At 32.6% G+C, this 18,141-nt stretch carries 18 protein-coding genes; 12 read left to right on the top strand and 6 right to left on the bottom strand.

The genetic code is table 11. The features are described from left to right. Positions 1-128: 128 nt before the first annotated feature. Positions 129-281, bottom strand: coding sequence for a DUF2197 domain-containing protein (locus tag LQ693_RS08770; RefSeq protein ID WP_080690503.1), 153 nt, complete (start codon positions 279-281; stop codon positions 129-131). Positions 282-286: 5 nt separating this feature from the next. Beyond that, positions 287-769 (bottom strand): hypothetical protein, encoded by a 483-nt coding sequence (locus LQ693_RS08765; protein ID WP_107565748.1) that lies wholly within the window; start codon positions 767-769, stop codon positions 287-289. Positions 770-911: 142 nt separating this feature from the next. On the opposite strand from LQ693_RS08765, the gene LQ693_RS08760 reads away from it, so the two are divergent. From LQ693_RS08760 to LQ693_RS08750, 3 genes are all read left to right on the top strand, one after another. Further along, positions 912-1,187 (top strand): Fpa/YlaN family protein, encoded by a 276-nt coding sequence (locus tag LQ693_RS08760; protein WP_025904660.1) that lies wholly within the window; start codon positions 912-914, stop codon positions 1,185-1,187. A gap of 66 nt (positions 1,188-1,253) precedes the next feature. Beyond that, entirely contained in the window at positions 1,254-2,453 is a 1,200-nt protein-coding gene (locus tag LQ693_RS08755) for an FtsW/RodA/SpoVE family cell cycle protein (protein ID WP_103360517.1), read from the top strand. A gap of 136 nt (positions 2,454-2,589) precedes the next feature. Beyond that, entirely contained in the window at positions 2,590-6,036 is a 3,447-nt protein-coding gene (locus tag LQ693_RS08750) for a pyruvate carboxylase (protein WP_025904658.1), read from the top strand. A 51-nt stretch (positions 6,037-6,087) separates the two neighbouring features. Here the strand turns inward: LQ693_RS08750 and LQ693_RS08745 are convergent, their stop codons facing one another. After that, the gene (locus LQ693_RS08745) at positions 6,088-6,999 is read right to left on the bottom strand and encodes a COX15/CtaA family protein (RefSeq protein ID WP_107573150.1); all 912 of its coding nucleotides are present in this window, start codon (positions 6,997-6,999) and stop codon (positions 6,088-6,090) included. A gap of 357 nt (positions 7,000-7,356) precedes the next feature. Between LQ693_RS08745 and cyoE the strand changes: the two genes are divergently transcribed. The 7 genes from cyoE to LQ693_RS08710 all read left to right on the top strand — a co-directional run bounded on the left by cyoE (position 7,357) and on the right by LQ693_RS08710 (position 13,854). Next, the gene (gene cyoE, locus LQ693_RS08740; protein ID WP_239743665.1) at positions 7,357-8,262 is read left to right on the top strand and encodes a heme o synthase; all 906 of its coding nucleotides are present in this window, start codon (positions 7,357-7,359) and stop codon (positions 8,260-8,262) included. Between the two features lie 38 nt (positions 8,263-8,300). Beyond that, positions 8,301-9,368: a cytochrome c oxidase subunit II gene (gene coxB / locus LQ693_RS08735; RefSeq protein WP_025904655.1), complete on the top strand. Its 1,068-nt coding sequence runs from the start codon at positions 8,301-8,303 to the stop codon at positions 9,366-9,368. Positions 9,369-9,391: 23 nt separating this feature from the next. After that, complete coding sequence (gene ctaD / locus LQ693_RS08730; RefSeq protein ID WP_025904654.1) at positions 9,392-11,293, top strand: cytochrome c oxidase subunit I; 1,902 nt, start codon at positions 9,392-9,394, stop codon at positions 11,291-11,293. Continuing rightward, the gene (locus LQ693_RS08725) at positions 11,293-11,922 is read left to right on the top strand and encodes a cytochrome c oxidase subunit 3 (protein WP_025904653.1); all 630 of its coding nucleotides are present in this window, start codon (positions 11,293-11,295) and stop codon (positions 11,920-11,922) included. Before ctaD ends, LQ693_RS08725 begins: the two co-directional genes overlap by 1 nt. Position 11,923: 1 nt before the next feature. Beyond that, positions 11,924-12,277, top strand: coding sequence for a cytochrome C oxidase subunit IV family protein (locus LQ693_RS08720; RefSeq protein WP_025904652.1), 354 nt, complete (start codon positions 11,924-11,926; stop codon positions 12,275-12,277). A 150-nt stretch (positions 12,278-12,427) separates the two neighbouring features. Further along, on the top strand, positions 12,428-13,381 hold the full coding sequence (gene ctaG, locus LQ693_RS08715; protein WP_025904651.1) for a cytochrome c oxidase assembly factor CtaG: 954 nt from the start codon (positions 12,428-12,430) through the stop codon (positions 13,379-13,381). 11 nt (positions 13,382-13,392) lie between these two features. Further along, positions 13,393-13,854, top strand: coding sequence for a DUF420 domain-containing protein (locus LQ693_RS08710; protein ID WP_180991487.1), 462 nt, complete (start codon positions 13,393-13,395; stop codon positions 13,852-13,854). A gap of 51 nt (positions 13,855-13,905) precedes the next feature. On the opposite strand, the gene ytvI is transcribed toward LQ693_RS08710, so the two are convergent. Both ytvI and LQ693_RS08700 read right to left on the bottom strand, forming a co-directional pair. Then, positions 13,906-14,952, bottom strand: a complete 1,047-nt coding sequence (gene ytvI, locus LQ693_RS08705) for a sporulation integral membrane protein YtvI (protein ID WP_107565744.1) — start codon at positions 14,950-14,952, stop codon at positions 13,906-13,908. A gap of 80 nt (positions 14,953-15,032) precedes the next feature. After that, a complete protein-coding gene (locus tag LQ693_RS08700; protein WP_025904648.1) occupies positions 15,033-15,404 on the bottom strand; it encodes a YugN family protein in 372 nt (123 codons plus the stop codon). Positions 15,405-15,572: 168 nt separating this feature from the next. Between LQ693_RS08700 and LQ693_RS08695 the strand changes: the two genes are divergently transcribed. Then, positions 15,573-16,640 (top strand): CAP-associated domain-containing protein, encoded by a 1,068-nt coding sequence (locus LQ693_RS08695; RefSeq protein ID WP_025904647.1) that lies wholly within the window; start codon positions 15,573-15,575, stop codon positions 16,638-16,640. Between the two features lie 14 nt (positions 16,641-16,654). Continuing rightward, positions 16,655-17,095, top strand: coding sequence for a YlbF/YmcA family competence regulator (locus LQ693_RS08690; protein WP_037587470.1), 441 nt, complete (start codon positions 16,655-16,657; stop codon positions 17,093-17,095). 49 nt (positions 17,096-17,144) lie between these two features. On the opposite strand, the gene LQ693_RS08685 is transcribed toward LQ693_RS08690, so the two are convergent. Beyond that, positions 17,145-18,059 (bottom strand): glycerophosphodiester phosphodiesterase family protein, encoded by a 915-nt coding sequence (locus LQ693_RS08685; RefSeq protein WP_107596705.1) that lies wholly within the window; start codon positions 18,057-18,059, stop codon positions 17,145-17,147. Positions 18,060-18,141 lie beyond the last annotated feature (82 nt).

Genomic DNA, 18,141 nt, shown 5'->3' with positions numbered 1-18,141 from the left:
AATAAAGTTAGAATTCAACAAAAACTAGGCTACTTATCCCCTATAGAATATAGGGAATTAGCAGCCTAGAAAATAGTGTTTTTATTGAGCTTCCTTAGTAAGGGTGCAGTGCCTAAGAGCTGCCTTTTTTATTTGTATTCTGATTTAGGTTTATCAAGTCTTGCTTTACAATCATCGCACATAAATGTACGGATTGGGTGATTTCTTAATCTTTTTGCTTCTTTAGATTTAGAATCTAAATTAACGACAGAATCACAAATAATACATTTTACTTTCATAATCATGGTTAAACAACCTCTATGTCTGAAACATAACTGAATTTATTTTGGTAACCATTTTCTTGATCATAAGTAAAAGCGTCGATTTTACCATCTTTATATATCATTTTTCCTTCTTTAGAGAATTGGAAAAATAAATATGGCCATTGTTCAATTGGAATATCAATTGAATCTTGATCATTTTTTAAGACTACTTTTGTAGCGTTTTCATTTGGTTCAGCATTTTTGATAAAAGGCATCGCATTTATAACATAAGTATCTTTTAAAAATGAACGTCTTTTATAAGTTGTTTCACTATTTAATGTTGGAGGATTTGTAGCACCTTCAAGGATCGCACGGTTCCATGCAACATTATTTTCAAATTCAATTGGCTTTTCGCCATTAAAGATACCTTGCTCTAAATCTTCAATTTTTACTTTGCGATCATCAAAAATCCATGTTGTTGCATCTAACGTAATATTAAACTTCGTATTTCCTTTAATTTGTATCAATTTTTTCACTCCTATCAATCTCACAATTCAATTTTAACATATTTGTAATTAATAACCTTCTGTTTTCGCTTGCAATTTTCAGATTTGTAGTCTAAAATTTTATAAGTATAGAAACTTAAAAAAGATTAAGGGGGAGTATGTCATGCATTACGATTCAGAAATTTGTCAAAGGGCATATGACCAATTATATAACGATTCTGAAAAAATCCTTCAGTTAATAAAGGTACAAATGGACAACTTAACTATGCCACAATGTCCTTTATATGAGGAAGTTTTAGATACGCAAATGTTTGGTCTTCAAAAGGAAGTAGATTTTGCAGTACAAATTGGACTTGTTGATAGAGAAAAGGGTCAGACACTTATGGCAAGTTTAGAAAAGGAACTATCTAAATTGCATGATGCTTTCACAAATGCTTAAATTATACAAAGTCTAGAGAGGAGAAATCTTTCTTTAGACTTATTTTTTTAGAATTGGAATGAGTCGATGGAATATATTAAGAGGTTTTTCCAGTACATTAAGAATTACTCAAAATACATAGATTTCACATTGTTAATTACTTATATCATTTTATCATTCATTGGCTTAGTGATGGTATACAGCGCAAGTATGGTAGCTGCTACAAAAGGTACTTTAACAGGTGGTATCCCAGTATCGGGTACTTACTTTTTTGTGAGGCAGTTACTATATTGTATAGTTGGATTTTTTATTGTGTTTTTTATGTCGTATTTTATGCACATTAACATTTTAAAAAATAAAAGAGTACAACAAATTGTTATATTTACAATATTTGGTTTGCTCGTGTTAACTTTACTTGTTGGTACGACAATTAACGGTGCAAAAAGTTGGATTAACTTAGGTTTTATGAACTTACAAGCATCTGAAATATTGAAAGTTGCAATGATTTTATACTTATCATTCATTATTGATAAAAGACGAAATCGACTTAAACAATTTAAACTTGCACTGATGATGCCTTTATTCTTAATTGGTACTTGTATTGGATTAGTCTTATTACAAAATGATACAGGTCAAGCGTTGATACTATGTATGATCGTATTATGTATCTTCGCATATTCAGGTATTGGTATTAAAGCAATTTTAAAATGGTCTGGTCCAATTTTTGCAGGTGTTGTATTACTCATTATCTTTAGTATAGTGTTTAAAGGTGGCATTCTGTCACAACACCAAGCAGACCGATTTCATGTACTTGAAAATCCTTTCAACTACGAAAGCGGTATTGGATATCACTTAGCTAATTCATTATTAGCAATCGGTAACGGCGGTCTCTTTGGTAAAGGGCTAGGTAATGGCATAATGAAATTAGGTTATTTACCTGAACCGCATACAGACTTTATTTTTGCAGTTATTGCAGAAGAACTAGGCTTAGTCGGCGTGTTATTCATAATAGGATTACTTGGGTTCATTGTATATAAAGGTTTCTTATATGCAGCCCTTACGGATTCATATTTCTTTAAATTAGTATGTGTAGGTATTTCAAGCTATATTGGTATTCAAACTTTTGTAAACTTAGCTGGTATTTCAGGAACAATTCCTTTAACAGGTGTTCCATTGCCATTTATGACATTTGGTGGATCCTCAATGTTAAGCTTAAGTATCGCGACAGGTATACTATTATTAACGGCTAAACAGATAAGAATTGAGAGTCGTCAAAGCACGAGATAAATGCATAATTAATCAATCAAATTAATAAATTATATAAAAATTGCGGATTATAGTAGAATATAATCCGCAATTTTTATATAATGGACTAATATATTGTTTTTAGAAAATTCAAATACATTGAGGGGAGCCTCCAAATATGAGCAAAATAAATAAATTATTAGTAGCCAATCGAGGCGAAATTGCAATCAGAATTTTTAGAGCAGCAACAGAGTTAGATATTGAAACGGTAGCGATTTATTCTAATGAAGACTTAGGGGCATTGCATAGATATAAAGCAGATGAGTCTTATTTAGTAGATGAAAACCTAGGGCCAACTGAAAGTTATTTAAATATAGAAGCAATTATAAAAGTTGCCAAAAAAGCAGGCGTCGATGCGATTCACCCGGGGTATGGCTTTTTAAGTGAAAATGAAACATTCGCTAAGAGATGTGCTGAAGAAGGTATTAAATTTATCGGACCAGAACTTAAACATTTAGACATGTTTGGGGATAAGGTAAAAGCTAGAGCGACAGCTATAGCTGCAGATGTTCCAGTTATTCCAGGAACTGATGGTGCGGTTGAATCATTTGAGGAAGTAGAAGCATTTACAAAAGAACACGGTTTCCCAGTTATCATCAAAGCCATTTCAGGTGGTGGTGGTAAAGGCATGCGTATCGTCAATAATGCGAGTGAATTAGAAGATGCATACCAAAGAGCTAAATCAGAAGCTGGAAAATCTTTCGGAAATAGTGAAGTTTATGTCGAAAAATACATAGATCAACCAAAACATATTGAAGTTCAAATCATAGGTGACGAACACGGAAACTTAGTTCATTTATATGAAAGAGATTGTTCAGTACAACGTAGACATCAAAAAGTCGTTGAAGTTGCACCATCTGTTTCATTAGGTGATGAACTGAGACATCGTATTTGTAATGTCGCATTAGACTTAATGAAGAAAATCGGATATGTAAATGCAGGTACGGTTGAGTTCTTAGTATCTGGTGATGAATTCTACTTTATTGAAGTTAACCCACGTGTACAAGTAGAACATACCATTACTGAAATGGTAACAGGTATTGATATTGTTAAGACGCAAATTCTAGTTGCTGAAGGTGAATCATTATTTGGTGACAAAATTGAAATGCCACAACAAGAAGACATTACTACTTTAGGTTTCGCAATTCAAAGTCGTATCACAACTGAAGATCCATTAAATGACTTCATGCCAGATACAGGTAAAATTATTGCTTACCGTTCAAGTGGTGGTTTCGGTGTAAGACTAGATGCTGGTGATGGATTTGAAGGTGCAGAAATTTCACCTTATTACGATTCATTATTAGTGAAAGTTTCAACACATGCTATGTCATTAAGACAAGCGACTGAAAAAATGCTACGTTCTCTTAAAGAAATGAGAATAAGAGGTATTAAAACAAATATTCCATTCTTATATAATGTGGTAAATCACGAGAAGTTCGCGAAGGGTACATATACAACTAAATTCTTAGAAAACAACCCAGAACTATTTGATATTACACCGACTAGAGATAGAGGTACAAAGACGTTACAATATATCGGGAACATTTCGGTAAATGGATTCCCTGGTGTTGAAAAACGAGAAAAACCACACTTTGAAAAGTTCAAATTAGAAGAAGTATCTAATGAAGAAATTGCATCATTATCAGGTACGAAACAAATTCTAGAACAACATGGACCTGAAGGAGTAAGTAAATGGTTAAAAGAACAAGAAGAAGTATTATTGACGGATACGACGTTTAGAGATGCACATCAATCATTATTAGCAACACGTATGAGAACATACGATATGTTACAAATTGCACCTGAAACAGCTAAATATTTAAATGACGCATTTTCATTAGAAATGTGGGGCGGTGCAACATTTGATGTGGCATACAACTTCTTAAAAGAAAATCCATGGGAACGTTTAACAAGATTACGTAAAAAAATTCCAAATGTGTTATTCCAAATGTTATTAAGAGCATCAAACGCAGTTGGATATAAAAACTATCCTGATAATGTGATTGAAAAATTTGTTAAAGAAAGTGCTGAAGCTGGAATCGATGTATTTAGAATATTCGATTCATTAAACTGGTTAGATCAAATGAAAGTCGCAAATGAAGCGGTACAAAAATCAGGTAAAATTTCTGAAGGTGCAATTTGCTACACAGGCGATATCTTAAATCCTGAAAGATCTAACGTATATACTTTAGAGTATTACATTAATCTAGCTAAAGAATTACAACGTGAAGGTGTACATATTCTGGGCATTAAAGATATGGCTGGATTGTTAAAACCTAAAGCAGCTTATGAATTAATTAGTGAATTGAAGACACAAATTGATATTCCAATCCATTTACATACTCATGATACGAGCGGTAACGGATTACTTGTTTATCAAAGTGCGATTAGAGCAGGTGTCGATGTTATCGATACTGCAGTAGCAAGTATGAGTGGTACAACATCACAACCTTCAGCTAACTCTTTATACTATGCATTAAGTGGAAATGAAAGAGATGTTAGAACAAATATTGATGGTCTTGAAAGATTATCTCAATATTGGGATACAGTTAGAAACTATTATTCTGATTTTGAAAGTGATATTCGTTCTCCACATACTGAGATTTATCAACATGAGATGCCAGGTGGACAGTATTCTAACCTTGGTCAACAAGCTAAGAGTTTAGGATTAGGTGAAAGATTTAATGAAGTTAAAGACATGTATAAACGTGTTAACTTATTATTTGGAGATATCGTAAAAGTAACACCTTCTTCTAAAGTAGTTGGAGACATGGCATTATACATGGTTCAAAATGATTTAGATGAAGAAAGTGTCATTAAACGTGGACGTTCACTAGATTTCCCTGAATCAGTAGTTTCATTCTTTAAAGGTGAAATTGGTCAACCGGTAAATGGCTTTAATAAAGAATTACAAAAAGTCATCTTAAAAGGGCAACAACCAATTGAAAAACGACCAGGTGAATTATTAGAGCCTGTTGATTTTGATGCATTGCGTGAAGAGCTACAAGCTAAACAACAAGAGGAAGTAACGGAACAAGATTTAATCAGTTATGCCATTTATCCTAAAGTTTACGAACAATATATTAAGACATATGAAAGTTTCGGAAACTTATCATTGTTAGACACACCTACATTCTTATTCGGTATGAAGAAAAATGAAACGGTAGAAATAACAATTGATAAAGGTAAGATCTTAATCGTTAAATTACTTTCTATTGGTCATGTATACGAAGATGGTCATCGTTGGGTATACTATGAGTTGAATGGTCAGCCTAGAAAAGTATACGTTAAAGATGAACATGTTAAAGTATCTGAGGCAGTACTACAAAAAGCAGATTTAAGTAATGAATCTCATATCGGTGCTCAAATGCCTGGTACAATTTCAGAAGTGAAAGTAAAACAAGGTGATGAAGTGAAACAAGGTGATGCACTTATCATTACTGAAGCAATGAAAATGGAAACTACAATACAAGCACCATTTGATGGAACGGTAAGCAATATTTACGTTTCAGCTGGTGACAGTATTCAAACACAAGATTTGATTATTACAATCGATAAAGCATAATAAAATAAAAGCCGCTTAAATCAATTGATGATTTAAGCGGCTTTTTGTAAGTTAACTTCGACGTTTAGAACGTGATATTAGCATAATAAAGTAACATAATAATCCGAATAACATTGTTATAAATAATGCGTGGAAGAGTGCGATAAATAAATTAACACGTGTGATAACTGATAAAGCACCTGTTGTTACTTGTAAACAAACTAGTACAAAAGCTAATGTCCAACCGTATTTAATAACGCGGTATTGTGTATAATTTTTGAAAGCATGAATGAATATATATAATATCCAAATAAATATGATGAAAGCTAAAGTTCTATGTGACATTTGAACCCATTCATAAAAGTTTTGAGGTAGTCCGACTTCACCGTTTCTACATAATGGCCAACTTAAACATGCTAAACTTGCATCTGCATGTCTTACAAGTGCGCCTGAATAAATCACAAAATATATAAATAATGTAACAGCATAAGTGTGGAAATTTAAGTGTTTATCTATTATTAAGCTTGTAGCTTCGAATTTTTGATCAACTTCATAAATAATTAATGTTAATAATAAAACTGATGCGAAGCTAATAAGTGATATTCCGAAATGTAGAGATAAAATAAAATCATTTTGTTGCCAAATTACAGCAGCTGCACCAATTAAAGCTTGTGCAAAAATAAATGCAATACTTGTAATACAAAGTGGTTTAACTTCTCTAATATGACCAAGTTTGACCCAACTTATATAAGTAAGTAGACAAACAAGAATAAGTGCTAACCCAGATACGCCTCTATGTGCTAATTCTATAATCGTTTCAACTGGCCAATCTGCAGGTATAACAGAGCCATGACATAATGGCCAAGAGTTTCCGCAACCATCAGCGGAGCCAGTCTTAGTAACTAATGCGCCACCTAATTGGACAAAGAGCATCACAATTGTCGTTATAGTAGATAGCCATTTTAAAAATTTATCACTAAACAATTCGAACACCTCAAGTAAAATTAAAATTGATATTTATAGTACTATAAAATGAGTTTTATTCTAAAATAAACCTTATTTATATGTCAAAATATGATAGAATTTAAGAGAACAACGTATTAACAACTATTCTTACTTTAATACGATTCTAATTTAAACACTAATATATATAGTATAACAATGAATGTGCATTGTAAATGTTACACAATAATGACTTTTTATGCGAACAAAGTATAAGTAATAAAATGTCAAAATTTTGTTTCAAAAATGTATAGATTATGTGACAATTTTCATATATCATTGAGTTATATGTGAAAGATAATGGAAGGAGGGACAAAATTGCAACAAAATCAATATAGTGTGACTTCTGAGAAAGAAATAGAAACTGGACGTCTCACTTTGTATGAAATTAAAGCCATCATTAAAATGGGTCTTGTTCAAGGAAATCTGATTCCAACATTTGCGGGTGCGTGGCTTGCAATAGTATTTGGTGGATTTAACTTCTTCCACAGTTTACCGGTTGTTCTATTAATGATGGTAGGATCAACCCTAATTATGGGCGGAGCATGTGCTATAAACAATTATTACGATCAAGATATCGATTCTATCATGCCTTCAAAACAAAAGAGACCTACAGTAAATGGACGTATTAGTAATCGCCACTTAATACAATTAAGTTTCGGATTAATGGTTGTGGGTGAAATTTTATTATTCATGATAAATATTCCAACTGGCATAATTGGATTACTTGGTATATTTGGATATGTAGTACTGTACTCAATATGGTCAAAAAGACATACCGTTTGGAATACAGTTGTAGGAAGTTTTCCAGGTGCAATACCGCCGTTAATCGGTTGGGCGAGTATTGATCCATCATTAAGCCCATTAGCATGGACACTATTCTTAGTGTTATTTGCATGGCAACCTGCTCATTTTTATGCTTTAGCTTATCGTCGTAAAGATGAATATGCCTTAGCTAATATACCAATGTTACCGTCAGTTAAAAGCTTCAATAGAACGTGTTTAAGTATGTTGTTTTGGGTAGTTCTATTATTACCGATACCGTTCTTAATGACGCAACTTGGTACAGTGTTTATCGTTATTGCAACACTGCTCAACTTAGCATGGATGTTATTAGCTTTATATGGATTTAAAAAAGAAATAAACAAATCAAAATGGGCTACGAGTATGTTTGTTTTTTCTTTAAATTATCTTGTTATTTTCTTTGTCATGACAGTTATCGTAACTGTTATACAATTAATATAATTAATTATGAATGAATGCATGAAAGAGGGGTTAAACGAATGAAGACACGTTTAAAAAACACGAAAATGTTCGGTTTGCTTGCTACTTTGCTGTTTGTATTAGCAGGTTGTGGACAAAAACATTTATCAGTACTTCACCCAGCTGGTGAAGTTGCTGATAAACAATTCTTTTTACTAATGCTTTCAATAGGCATTATGTTGCTAGTTATTATTGTAGTTGTTGTTATATTCTTATTTGCAATGATTAAATTCCGTCGTAAAAAATTAGGTGAAGATTATGTACCTAAAGACGTTGAAGGAAATCATAAATTAGAATTGGTTTGGACAATCATCCCAATCATTTTACTTATTATTCTAGCAATTCCTACTGTGATGCTTACGTTCTCACTTGGAGATACGAAAGCAATCGACAAAGTAGATGAAAAAGGTAAAAGTAAAGAACTTGTTATTGATGTAACTGCTAACCTTTATTGGTGGGAGTTTAGTTATCCAAATGAAAAAATTGTTACCAGCCAAGAACTGGTTGTACCAACAGATAAGAAAGTTTACTTCAGATTACATTCAGCTGATGTTAAACACTCATTCTGGGTACCAGCAGTTGGAGGAAAATTGGATACTAACGTAGAAGGTATTAATAAATTCTACTTAAAATTCGATGATAAAAGAGCTAAAGAAGTCAAAAATCTATTCTATGGTAAGTGTGCTGAGTTATGTGGACCATCACATGCTTTAATGGACTTTAAAGTGAAAGCCCTACCACAAGATGATTTTGATAAATGGGTTAAAGATATGAAAGACGTTAAAAAACCTGTAGCCGCTACTTCTAGCCAAGCTAAAGAAGGTGAAAAGGTATTTAACAAATCATGTGCAGGATGTCACGCTGTTACACCAACTGGAGATGGCGCTAAAGGCCCTAACTTAACTAACTTTGGTGATCGTGATTTAATTGCAGGTTACTTAAAACATGATGAAGAAAATCTTAAAAAATGGATTAAAGACCCAGAAAGCGTTAAACCTGGTAATAAGATGACTGGTCAATATAAAGTTTCTGATGAAGACATTGACGCTTTATCTGCCTACTTAATGGAAAGAAAAGTTGATAAGTAAGAATTGAAAGGGAGGTTACTCTAGTGTCTACTCAAAGTAAAAAGGGGTTTGGATCGACTATTTGGGACTATTTAACAACAGTCGACCACAAAAAAATTGCTATTTTGTATTTAATTGCTGGGGGATTATTCTTTGCTATCGGTGGTATCGAAGCAATGTTAATTCGTATCCAGTTAGCAGTTCCAGAAAACGACTTTGTTACAGCTGGACTGTTTAATGAAATTATCACAATGCATGGTACAACAATGATATTCTTAGCCGCAATGCCTTTACTATTCGGTTATATGAACGCAGTTGTTCCATTACAAATTGGTGCACGAGATGTTGCATTTCCATTCTTAAATGCATTAGGTTTCTGGTTATTCTTCTTCGGTGGAATATTCTTAAACTTATCATGGATTTTGGGTGGAGCACCTAACGCAGGTTGGACATCTTATGCAAGTTTATCTTTAGAATCGGCAGGGCATGGTATTAACTTCTATGCTCTAGGGTTACAAATCTCTGGTGCTGGTACATTAATTGCTGGTATTAACTTTGTAGCTACAATCGTTAACATGAGAGCACCTGGTATGACGTATATGCGTATGCCATTAATGACTTGGACAACATTTGTTGCTTCTACATTAATCGTATTTGCATTCCCACCATTAACTATCGGTATTTTCTTATTAATATTCGATAGAATGTTTGGTACATCATTCTTTGTTGCATCTCAAGGTGGTAACACAATTATTTGGGAACATTTATTCTGGATCTTTGGACACCCAGAAGTTTACATTTTAGTATTACCAGCATTTGGTATATTCTCTGAAATTATACCTGTATTTGCTAGAAAACGTTTATTCGGTTATTCAGCGATGGTATTCGCTACAGTATTAATCGGATTCTTAGGATTCATGGTTTGGGCTCACCACATGTTCACTGTAGGTTTAGGTCCAGTAGCTAACGCAATATTCGCTGTTGCAACAATGGCAATTGCTGTTCCAACCGGTGTTAAAATATTCAACTGGTTGCTGACTGTATGGGGCGGTAGCGTTGAATTCACAACACCTATGTTATATGCGTTATTCTTTATTCCATCATTCGTTATGGGTGGGGTAACAGGTGTTATGCAAGCATCAGCACCAGCTGACTATCAATTACATGACTCATACTTTATCGTTGCTCACTTCCACTACGTAATTGTTGGTGGTGTAGTATTCGCATTATTAGCTGGTTTACATTATTGGTTCCCGCTAATAGCTGGTAAAATGTTAAGTGAAAAATTAGGTAAAGTAACATTCTGGTTATTCTTTATTGGTTTCCATTTAACATTCTTAATTCAACATTTCTTAGGACTATGGGGTATGCCACGTCGAGTATTTACATACTTACCTGGTCAAGGGTATGACATACCAAACTTAGTATCAACAATTGGTGCGCTATTCATGGCAGTAGCTGTTATTACTGAAGTAATCAATGTAATCATGACATTAGCTAAAGGTGAAAAAGTTGGAAAAGATGCTTGGGGAGACGGTCGTACATTAGAATGGGCGTTACCAGTACCAACACCTCATTATAACTTTGCACAAACACCATTAGTTCGTGGATTAGATGCATTATGGATTGAAAAAACTCAAGGTGACGGAAAAATTCTTCCAGCTGAATCTTTAGATGAGATTCATATGCCTAATAATTCATTTATTCCATTTATGCAAGCATTCGGTTTATTCGTAGCTGCATTCGGTGCTTTATACTTTGCAGATGGTAAAGAATGGGCTTTAGATGCAGTTAAAGATTTACATGAAAAACCATGGGCAGTATACGTATTGATTCTTGGTTTAGGTATTACTGCAGGAAGTATGATTGTAAGATCACTTAAAGATGATCACGGTCATCATATTTCTAAAGAAGAGTTATTAGAGTATGAAAGGGGTGAGCGTTAATGTCACATGAAGAAGCAAAATTTACAGCTGACAATTGGCCAAACCATCCTGAAACAGCATCTATGGAAGGCAAGAACAAACTCGTAGGATTTTGGGTGTTCTTAGGTGGAGAGGTTGCATTATTCGCATCACTATTCGCTACTTACTTAGCACTAAAAGATGCTGTACCAAGTGAAGATCATTTATTAGCTAAAGATTTATTCCATTTACCATTAGCGTTCGTAATGACGATGTTATTATTAACATCATCTCTAACAAGTGTGTATGCTTTATATCATATGCGTAATTTCAATGCTAAAGGATTATTCCTTTGGATTGGTATTACAATATTGTTAGGATTAGGATTCTTAGGATTAGAAATTTATGAATTCGTTGAGTATGTACATCAAGGTCATACATTCCGTTCAAGTGCATTCGGTAGTGCCTTCTACTTCTTAGTAGGAACACACGGATTCCACGTACTTATAGGTTTAGTATGGTTAACATTACTCATCTTCCGTAATAGAGCTAGAGGATTAAGTATTTATAATGCACATAAATTTAATACTGCTGCTTTATATTGGCACTTCATTGACGTTGTATGGGTGTTTATCTTTACAGTAGTATACTTGATGGGAGCGTTAGGATAATATGAGTCAACAATTAAATCATGACGCACAAGCACTTAGAGATTATAAGAAGCGTAAAAGTACAAAAGAAATGCGTATGCAAGTTACAAACTTCGCTATTATGATTTTTGTTACTTTTATTGCTTTCGCATTAGTTGCTGCTGAACTTCCTAAAGAGTTCGTTATACCGGTTATTTTAGGATTAGCAGTACTACAAGTTGTATTACAATTCTATTATTTCATGCATATGAAAGCTGAAAAGCATGGTATATCAAAATTATTTATGATTACGGGTGTATTCTTCGGATTATCGTTCGTTGTAACATTTATTTACATCGTATGGTTAGGCGATCCATTATTCGTAAAAACAAAATAATTTATAAAAGACTCGAGAACTTTGTTATATAAGTTCTCGAGTCTTTTTATTTGGTCATATCATTGTCATAACTATTTACATTGTTGGGTTGTTTAACGGTTCATTAAATTTTATAATAAAAGTAATGACTAAGTGGGGAAGTGTAAAGAGATGGGTAACTTAACCTCAATATCTATATTCGGTTTTTGGGCAAACTGGACGCCATTCTTCTTTGTAGGCGTATTATGTGTAATTATCTTATACTTTTTGATTTGTGGAAAATGGTATAAAGATATACCAGGTGGAAGACCTTTAAGAAAAGGTGAAGCGACACTTTTCGTTATCTTAATGTTAACGATATACTTTTTAGAAGGTGGACCTATTGATCTGCTTTCACATATCATATTTAGTTTCCATATGTTGCAAATGGCTTTATTATTTTTAATTGTAGTTCCATTGCTGTATTTTGCTATCCCAGAATACATCATCAAATATGTGGAAGAACTACCTGTAATTAATAAGATTGTTAAATTATTTACAAAGCCGATATTAGCAATTTTTCTTTTTAACGGTTTATTCTCTGTATATCATATACCACTTGTGTTAGATACATTAAAACAAGATCTAGTTTTGCATGAGTTATATACGATTATTCTATTCATAAGTGCATGGTTTATGTGGCATCCAATATTTAACAAACATATTCCTGAAGAACTGCACATGAGTAACATTAAGAAAATCTTATATATCTTCTTTATCGGTGTCTTGTTAACACCTTCATGTGGACTTATCATATTTAGTGGAACTGCAATGTATGAAACATACACGTCAGGTAAAGCATGGCTTGGTGCGATGACTTTATGTGTACCAGCTGATACGTTAAATACAGTCGTCCAAGGAACAGGATTATCTGGTCCAGAATACTTCACGAATTTCACACCATTAGAAGATCAGCAAACAGGTGGCGTCATCATGAAAGTTATGCAAGAAATCGTGTTTGGTATTTATTTATATATCATTTTCATGAGATGGTTTAGATATGAGAGAAAAAATGAAAAGCAAATCACTGAAGATAGCTTGAGAAAATTACAAGAGCAAAAAGCATTATATAATCAATTTAGATAGGATGTATGAAAATGAATTTACCAATTTTACCGACAATAAGTACAACTTTCATCGTATTAAGCGCAATTTTAGTTGCTATCGGATGGTACTTTATTGCACAACGAAAAATTGAAACACATAAAAAATTTATGATATCTGCTGCAGTTTCTGCAGTCGTATTCTTTACCATTTATGCTAGTAGAACAGTATTTATTGGAAATACTTCATTTGGTGGACCGGATAATATCAAAATTTATTATACAATTTTCTTGATTTTCCATATAACACTAGCGACTGTCGGGGCAGTGATGGGGATCTATACGATTTATTTAGGTTGGACTAACAAACTGGATAGACACCGTAAATTTGGGCCAGTAACATCTATTATTTGGTTCTGTACAGCTATTACAGGTGTTGCCGTTTATTTATTATTATATGTGTTCTATCATGGTGGTGATACAACATCTATGATAAAAGCAATTTTAGGACATTAAATTAAAACCTCTCAATCCGTTTATAATGGGTTGAGAGGTTTTTTGCATATATTATATTTTAAAGTCTGTTTTTATAAGACCAGATTCTAGTATTGTTTTGATAACGATTAAGAATAATGGTCCAATAAAGAATCCAATAAAGCCTAGTAATTTTAAACCGATAAACATGGATATTAAAGTAGGTAGTGGAGATAAACCAACACCTGTACCGAATATTTTAGGTTCTAATATTTTTCTTTGAACGAGTAAAATAACAGATAGTATAATCAGCTGAATACCGAGCGTTGGGTCTCCAACTATGTAAGCATAAATTGCCCACGGAATTGTAAAACCTGTTGCACCAATAATCGGTAAGATATCTATAAACCATATAAATAAACTGATAATAAACGCTGAATCTACACCAATGATTAGTAGACCGACGTATGTAAATAACCAAGTAATAAAGCTTAATACGACGGTAGCAGATATCATACCAATAATAGAATGACCTATTTTATTGTATATTTTATAAACTTCATGATAAGTCGATGGATATAGATGTTGTTTAATAAATTTATGAATATTTGGTATTTCTAGCATAAATAAGAACAATGCTACAAGAAACACAACAAGACTAATAATGAAACCAGGTAAAGAAGATACAACTTCTGTTATATTTTCAACGCTTAAATAATTTGCAATTGAATCTCTCAATGAAGCAACGAAATTTTGCAGTTCTTTGTTGATAGTAACTGCCATTTCATCCGGTAAAATAGCTTTCATTTTGTCATTGTATTGTTCAATTACAGTGATGAGTATATTAATTTTATTAGGCAAATCTTTAATAAATAGCACAATCTGGTCTATTAATTTTGTTAAAAATAAAAATATAACAAATCCTGTTATCGTAAGGAGTAACGTATAAATAATCGTTACGCTCCATTTCCGGCTTTTAATTTTATGTGTAAGTTTATTAACGAGCGGATTGAGTGCTAATGCGATAACAAGTGCTGTTATTAAAGGTATTGATATCGGTAAAATGAAATAAATAAATAGAATAGATAAAACTATAATGATAAATATGCTTATGTTTCGTTTGTTTATCCATCTTTTCATAATGATGACCTCTTTGCTCATTTATATATAAATAAAGAGACGTGAAATATCACGTCTCTACTCTGTTAGTATTATTTTAATTAATGCGCACCTAATGTATTTAATGCATTAATATCTGATGTGATACGTTCAATTAATAAGTTACAATGTGCAACTAAATTATCTGGGTAAACTTCATCATCTCCGTATTCTACACCTGTTGGATAGTAGTGTTTACCGAGATATGGATCCATTAATTGAATTGTTGCGTTATTGGCACCAATGTCCCCTTTAAGTGCATAACCTGGAATTCTTAGGTAATAGACGCCTTCACTTATTTCATATTTAAAATCATAAGTAATACGTTCATAATCCCAATGTCCTCCAGCAATAAAACCATGTTTATTCATAACATCTTTTAATAGCTCTTGTTCAATGATAACCTTTTCAAGACCTGTATTATCAAATACCATGTATTTTTCCTCCCTCTAAGTACCTTTAAGTTTATTTTATGATAAAAGCGCCAATGTTGCAATGTACATTTATATTTAACAAATATGACAACATTTCGATTGATTTAGGTAAATGTTTTCCTGTAAAATGATATAATTGAATATAGGAATAAATGAGGAGGTAAATAGTTGAAAAATATTATCATAAAAGTTGTAGCAATAACTATTTTAATCATTGTACTCTTTTATTTATTCTATTCACCTAAATTAGAATTTGATGTTTTAAAGAATCCTAACTACTCTCATGATAAAGCAAATGAGAATTATTATGAGCAACAAGCCGAGAAATCAACTGGCAATGCAAAGTTGAAAGAAGGCGTAGGTACATATGTCTATAAAAATATTAAAGAAGTCATAAATGATTTAGGACAACCAGATAGGGTATATAAGGCAGAGCACGGTAGAAAGAATTATGTCTTTAAAAATAAAGAGCATTATTATTTAATATCTACTAAAAATGATAAAGTCTCTTCAGTATTTGCTACAGGAAATAAAGTGAATGTTTCACCAATTAAAATGAAACAAGATGCAACAAAGCTTTTTAATGGTACAAATATAGATATGGAACCAGTTGTTGAAAGTACATATGGTAAATATCAATTAGAATTATCTGAACGTGATATCAAGACACAATTATTGATTAAATATGGCAATGTTTATACACAAGTCTTAATTGATAGTGAAACAAATGAAGTGATGGGCGTACAGTTTATGGATTCAGATGTTGTCATTGAAAATGCACCTTTTTCAATGTCTAAAATAAAAGGTGATAAAGAGCACAAACTAAAGAGAACAGACAAACAAGACTTCCAAGCTCATATAAATAAAGATTTATCACTTCTTGAAATCGTAAATGAAATTAGAGAAATGAAAGATGTCAAACCATTACAGATTAATGATCAACTTACGTATATAACACAAATGGAAGCAGATTTAATTGAAGATGATATAGATGAAGAAGAGGCAGTTAAATCCCTAGAAGACGGCATCACAAAACATATCAATAATCAAAAAATTGAATATGAATCTATTAACCAAAATTTAGCTTACAATTTCTATGATGTACCAACACTTATCAATAGCTGGTTAAACAACAATACTTATAGAGAAAAGTTATTAGGTAGTCAATATGATGAATTTGGTGCTGGTAATTCTCGCGAATACTATTCACTTGTTTTTAAAGAAAATAAAGAATAAGGGGGAATCATATTATGTTTACTGCAGAAACAGTTGATATACTTGATCAATCAGATGAACTAAGCGCATGTATTAAAGATTCATATATTTATCAAGAATATATCGAAGCAAAACATCAACTGGAAACAAATTTTGAAGTTAAAATATTAAGACAAAAATTTGATCAAATAAAATCACATTATGATGATTGTTTAAGATTTGGCAGATATCATCCTGATTACAGTAGAGTCATGAAAGAAACAAGACAACAAAAGAGGGCATATGAAATGCATCCAGTTGTTTCTGAATTTAAGACTAAAGAAACTGCATTACAAGATTTATTAGATGAAGTGATTAGCATTGTTTCTTATTCAGTCTCCAGCAATGTTAAAGTGGATACGGGTAATCCATTCTTTAGTAGTGAGTCACATGGTGGCGGTTGTTCTACTGGTGGTTCTTGTGGATGTTCAACATAACATAAAAAAGCTTTCCATTTGTCATTTGACAGATGGAAAGCTTTTTAAATTAGTATTGTTTTTTTATTAAGAAGTGCGCAGTATCTGGGCGATCGGTTACAATCGTATGTGCGCCTTTTTGGATTAAATCATCCATTGTATCGATTTGATTTACAACCCAATAAGCAACAGATATATTGAGTGATGTTAAAAATTGAATGAAACCTTCTGAGTCTAAAGGAAGGCCTTTAGCTTGTGTTGGTATTTGGAATGTATCAGATTTAGGTTGATACGTATGACCATATCCTGATTGGTAAGCTAAGAACGCTTTAGCCACTTCGCTTTGACCTGTACCTAATGCAATGGAATCTTGAGCATATAAATTAAAGCGATCAATTTGTTTATCATAGAAACTCGTAATATTAACGCGATCTTCAGCTTTAAGGTCTGTAATTAAACGATATAAGTGTGATGGTGCTAAACTACCACTATATGACTCAGGGTGGTCTTTAATATCTATATTTACTAAGACATCTGGATATTCAGTTAATAACTCTTTTAAAGTGACGATTTTAGCTTTTGCATCTCCTCTATAAGGATGCTCGTTATTAATATCTTTGAAGTGGTATCCGAAATCTAATTGGCGAAGTTCTTCTAATGTATGATCACCTACATAGCCTGAACCGTTACTTGTACGATCAACAGTGTCATCATGTGTTACGACAAGTACTTCATCTTTAGTAAGTCGAACGTCTACTTCAAATCCAGTTACTTCGTATTTGAGTGCATGATCAAAAGCTAAGCGTGTATGTTCTGGTCTTAACGCCATACCTCCACGATGAGCGAATACATAAGGAGCTGGTTGTGTAAAGAATGGTTTAATTGTACGTGGTTTAACGTTTGATGTTGCTTTTGTCACAATCCAAGAACCCGCAACAATGCCTCCGATAAGACCTGTTGTTTTTAATAAATTAATTTTTGACATGTTATCCTATCCTTTCGAAATGCAAATAAAGACTTATATATATTCTATCAAATTGATTTAAGATAAGAAAGCAAGTCACATA

This window comes from Mammaliicoccus sp. B-M6, assembly GCF_022386965.1.
GTDB classification, from domain to species: Bacteria; Bacillota; Bacilli; order Staphylococcales; family Staphylococcaceae; genus Mammaliicoccus; species Mammaliicoccus sciuri_A.
This window is presented reverse-complemented; position numbering and strand designations above follow the sequence as displayed.

Bases quoted from the DNA above. Each gene is read 5' to 3' on its own strand.
- LQ693_RS08760 (WP_025904660.1), top strand. From the start codon at position 912: ATGCATTACGATTCAGAAATTTGTCAAAGGGCATATGACCAATTATAT.
- LQ693_RS08755 (WP_103360517.1), top strand. From the start codon at position 1,254: ATGGAATATATTAAGAGGTTTTTCCAGTACATTAAGAATTACTCAAAA.
- LQ693_RS08750 (WP_025904658.1), top strand. From the start codon at position 2,590: ATGAGCAAAATAAATAAATTATTAGTAGCCAATCGAGGCGAAATTGCA.
- coxB (WP_025904655.1), top strand. From the start codon at position 8,301: ATGAAGACACGTTTAAAAAACACGAAAATGTTCGGTTTGCTTGCTACT.
- LQ693_RS08725 (WP_025904653.1), top strand. From the start codon at position 11,293: ATGTCACATGAAGAAGCAAAATTTACAGCTGACAATTGGCCAAACCAT.
- LQ693_RS08720 (WP_025904652.1), top strand. From the start codon at position 11,924: ATGAGTCAACAATTAAATCATGACGCACAAGCACTTAGAGATTATAAG.
- ctaG (WP_025904651.1), top strand. From the start codon at position 12,428: ATGGGTAACTTAACCTCAATATCTATATTCGGTTTTTGGGCAAACTGG.
- LQ693_RS08710 (WP_180991487.1), top strand. From the start codon at position 13,393: ATGAATTTACCAATTTTACCGACAATAAGTACAACTTTCATCGTATTA.
- ytvI (WP_107565744.1), bottom strand. From the start codon at position 14,952: ATGAAAAGATGGATAAACAAACGAAACATAAGCATATTTATCATTATA.
- LQ693_RS08700 (WP_025904648.1), bottom strand. From the start codon at position 15,404: ATGGTATTTGATAATACAGGTCTTGAAAAGGTTATCATTGAACAAGAG.
- LQ693_RS08690 (WP_037587470.1), top strand. From the start codon at position 16,655: ATGTTTACTGCAGAAACAGTTGATATACTTGATCAATCAGATGAACTA.
- LQ693_RS08685 (WP_107596705.1), bottom strand. From the start codon at position 18,059: ATGTCAAAAATTAATTTATTAAAAACAACAGGTCTTATCGGAGGCATT.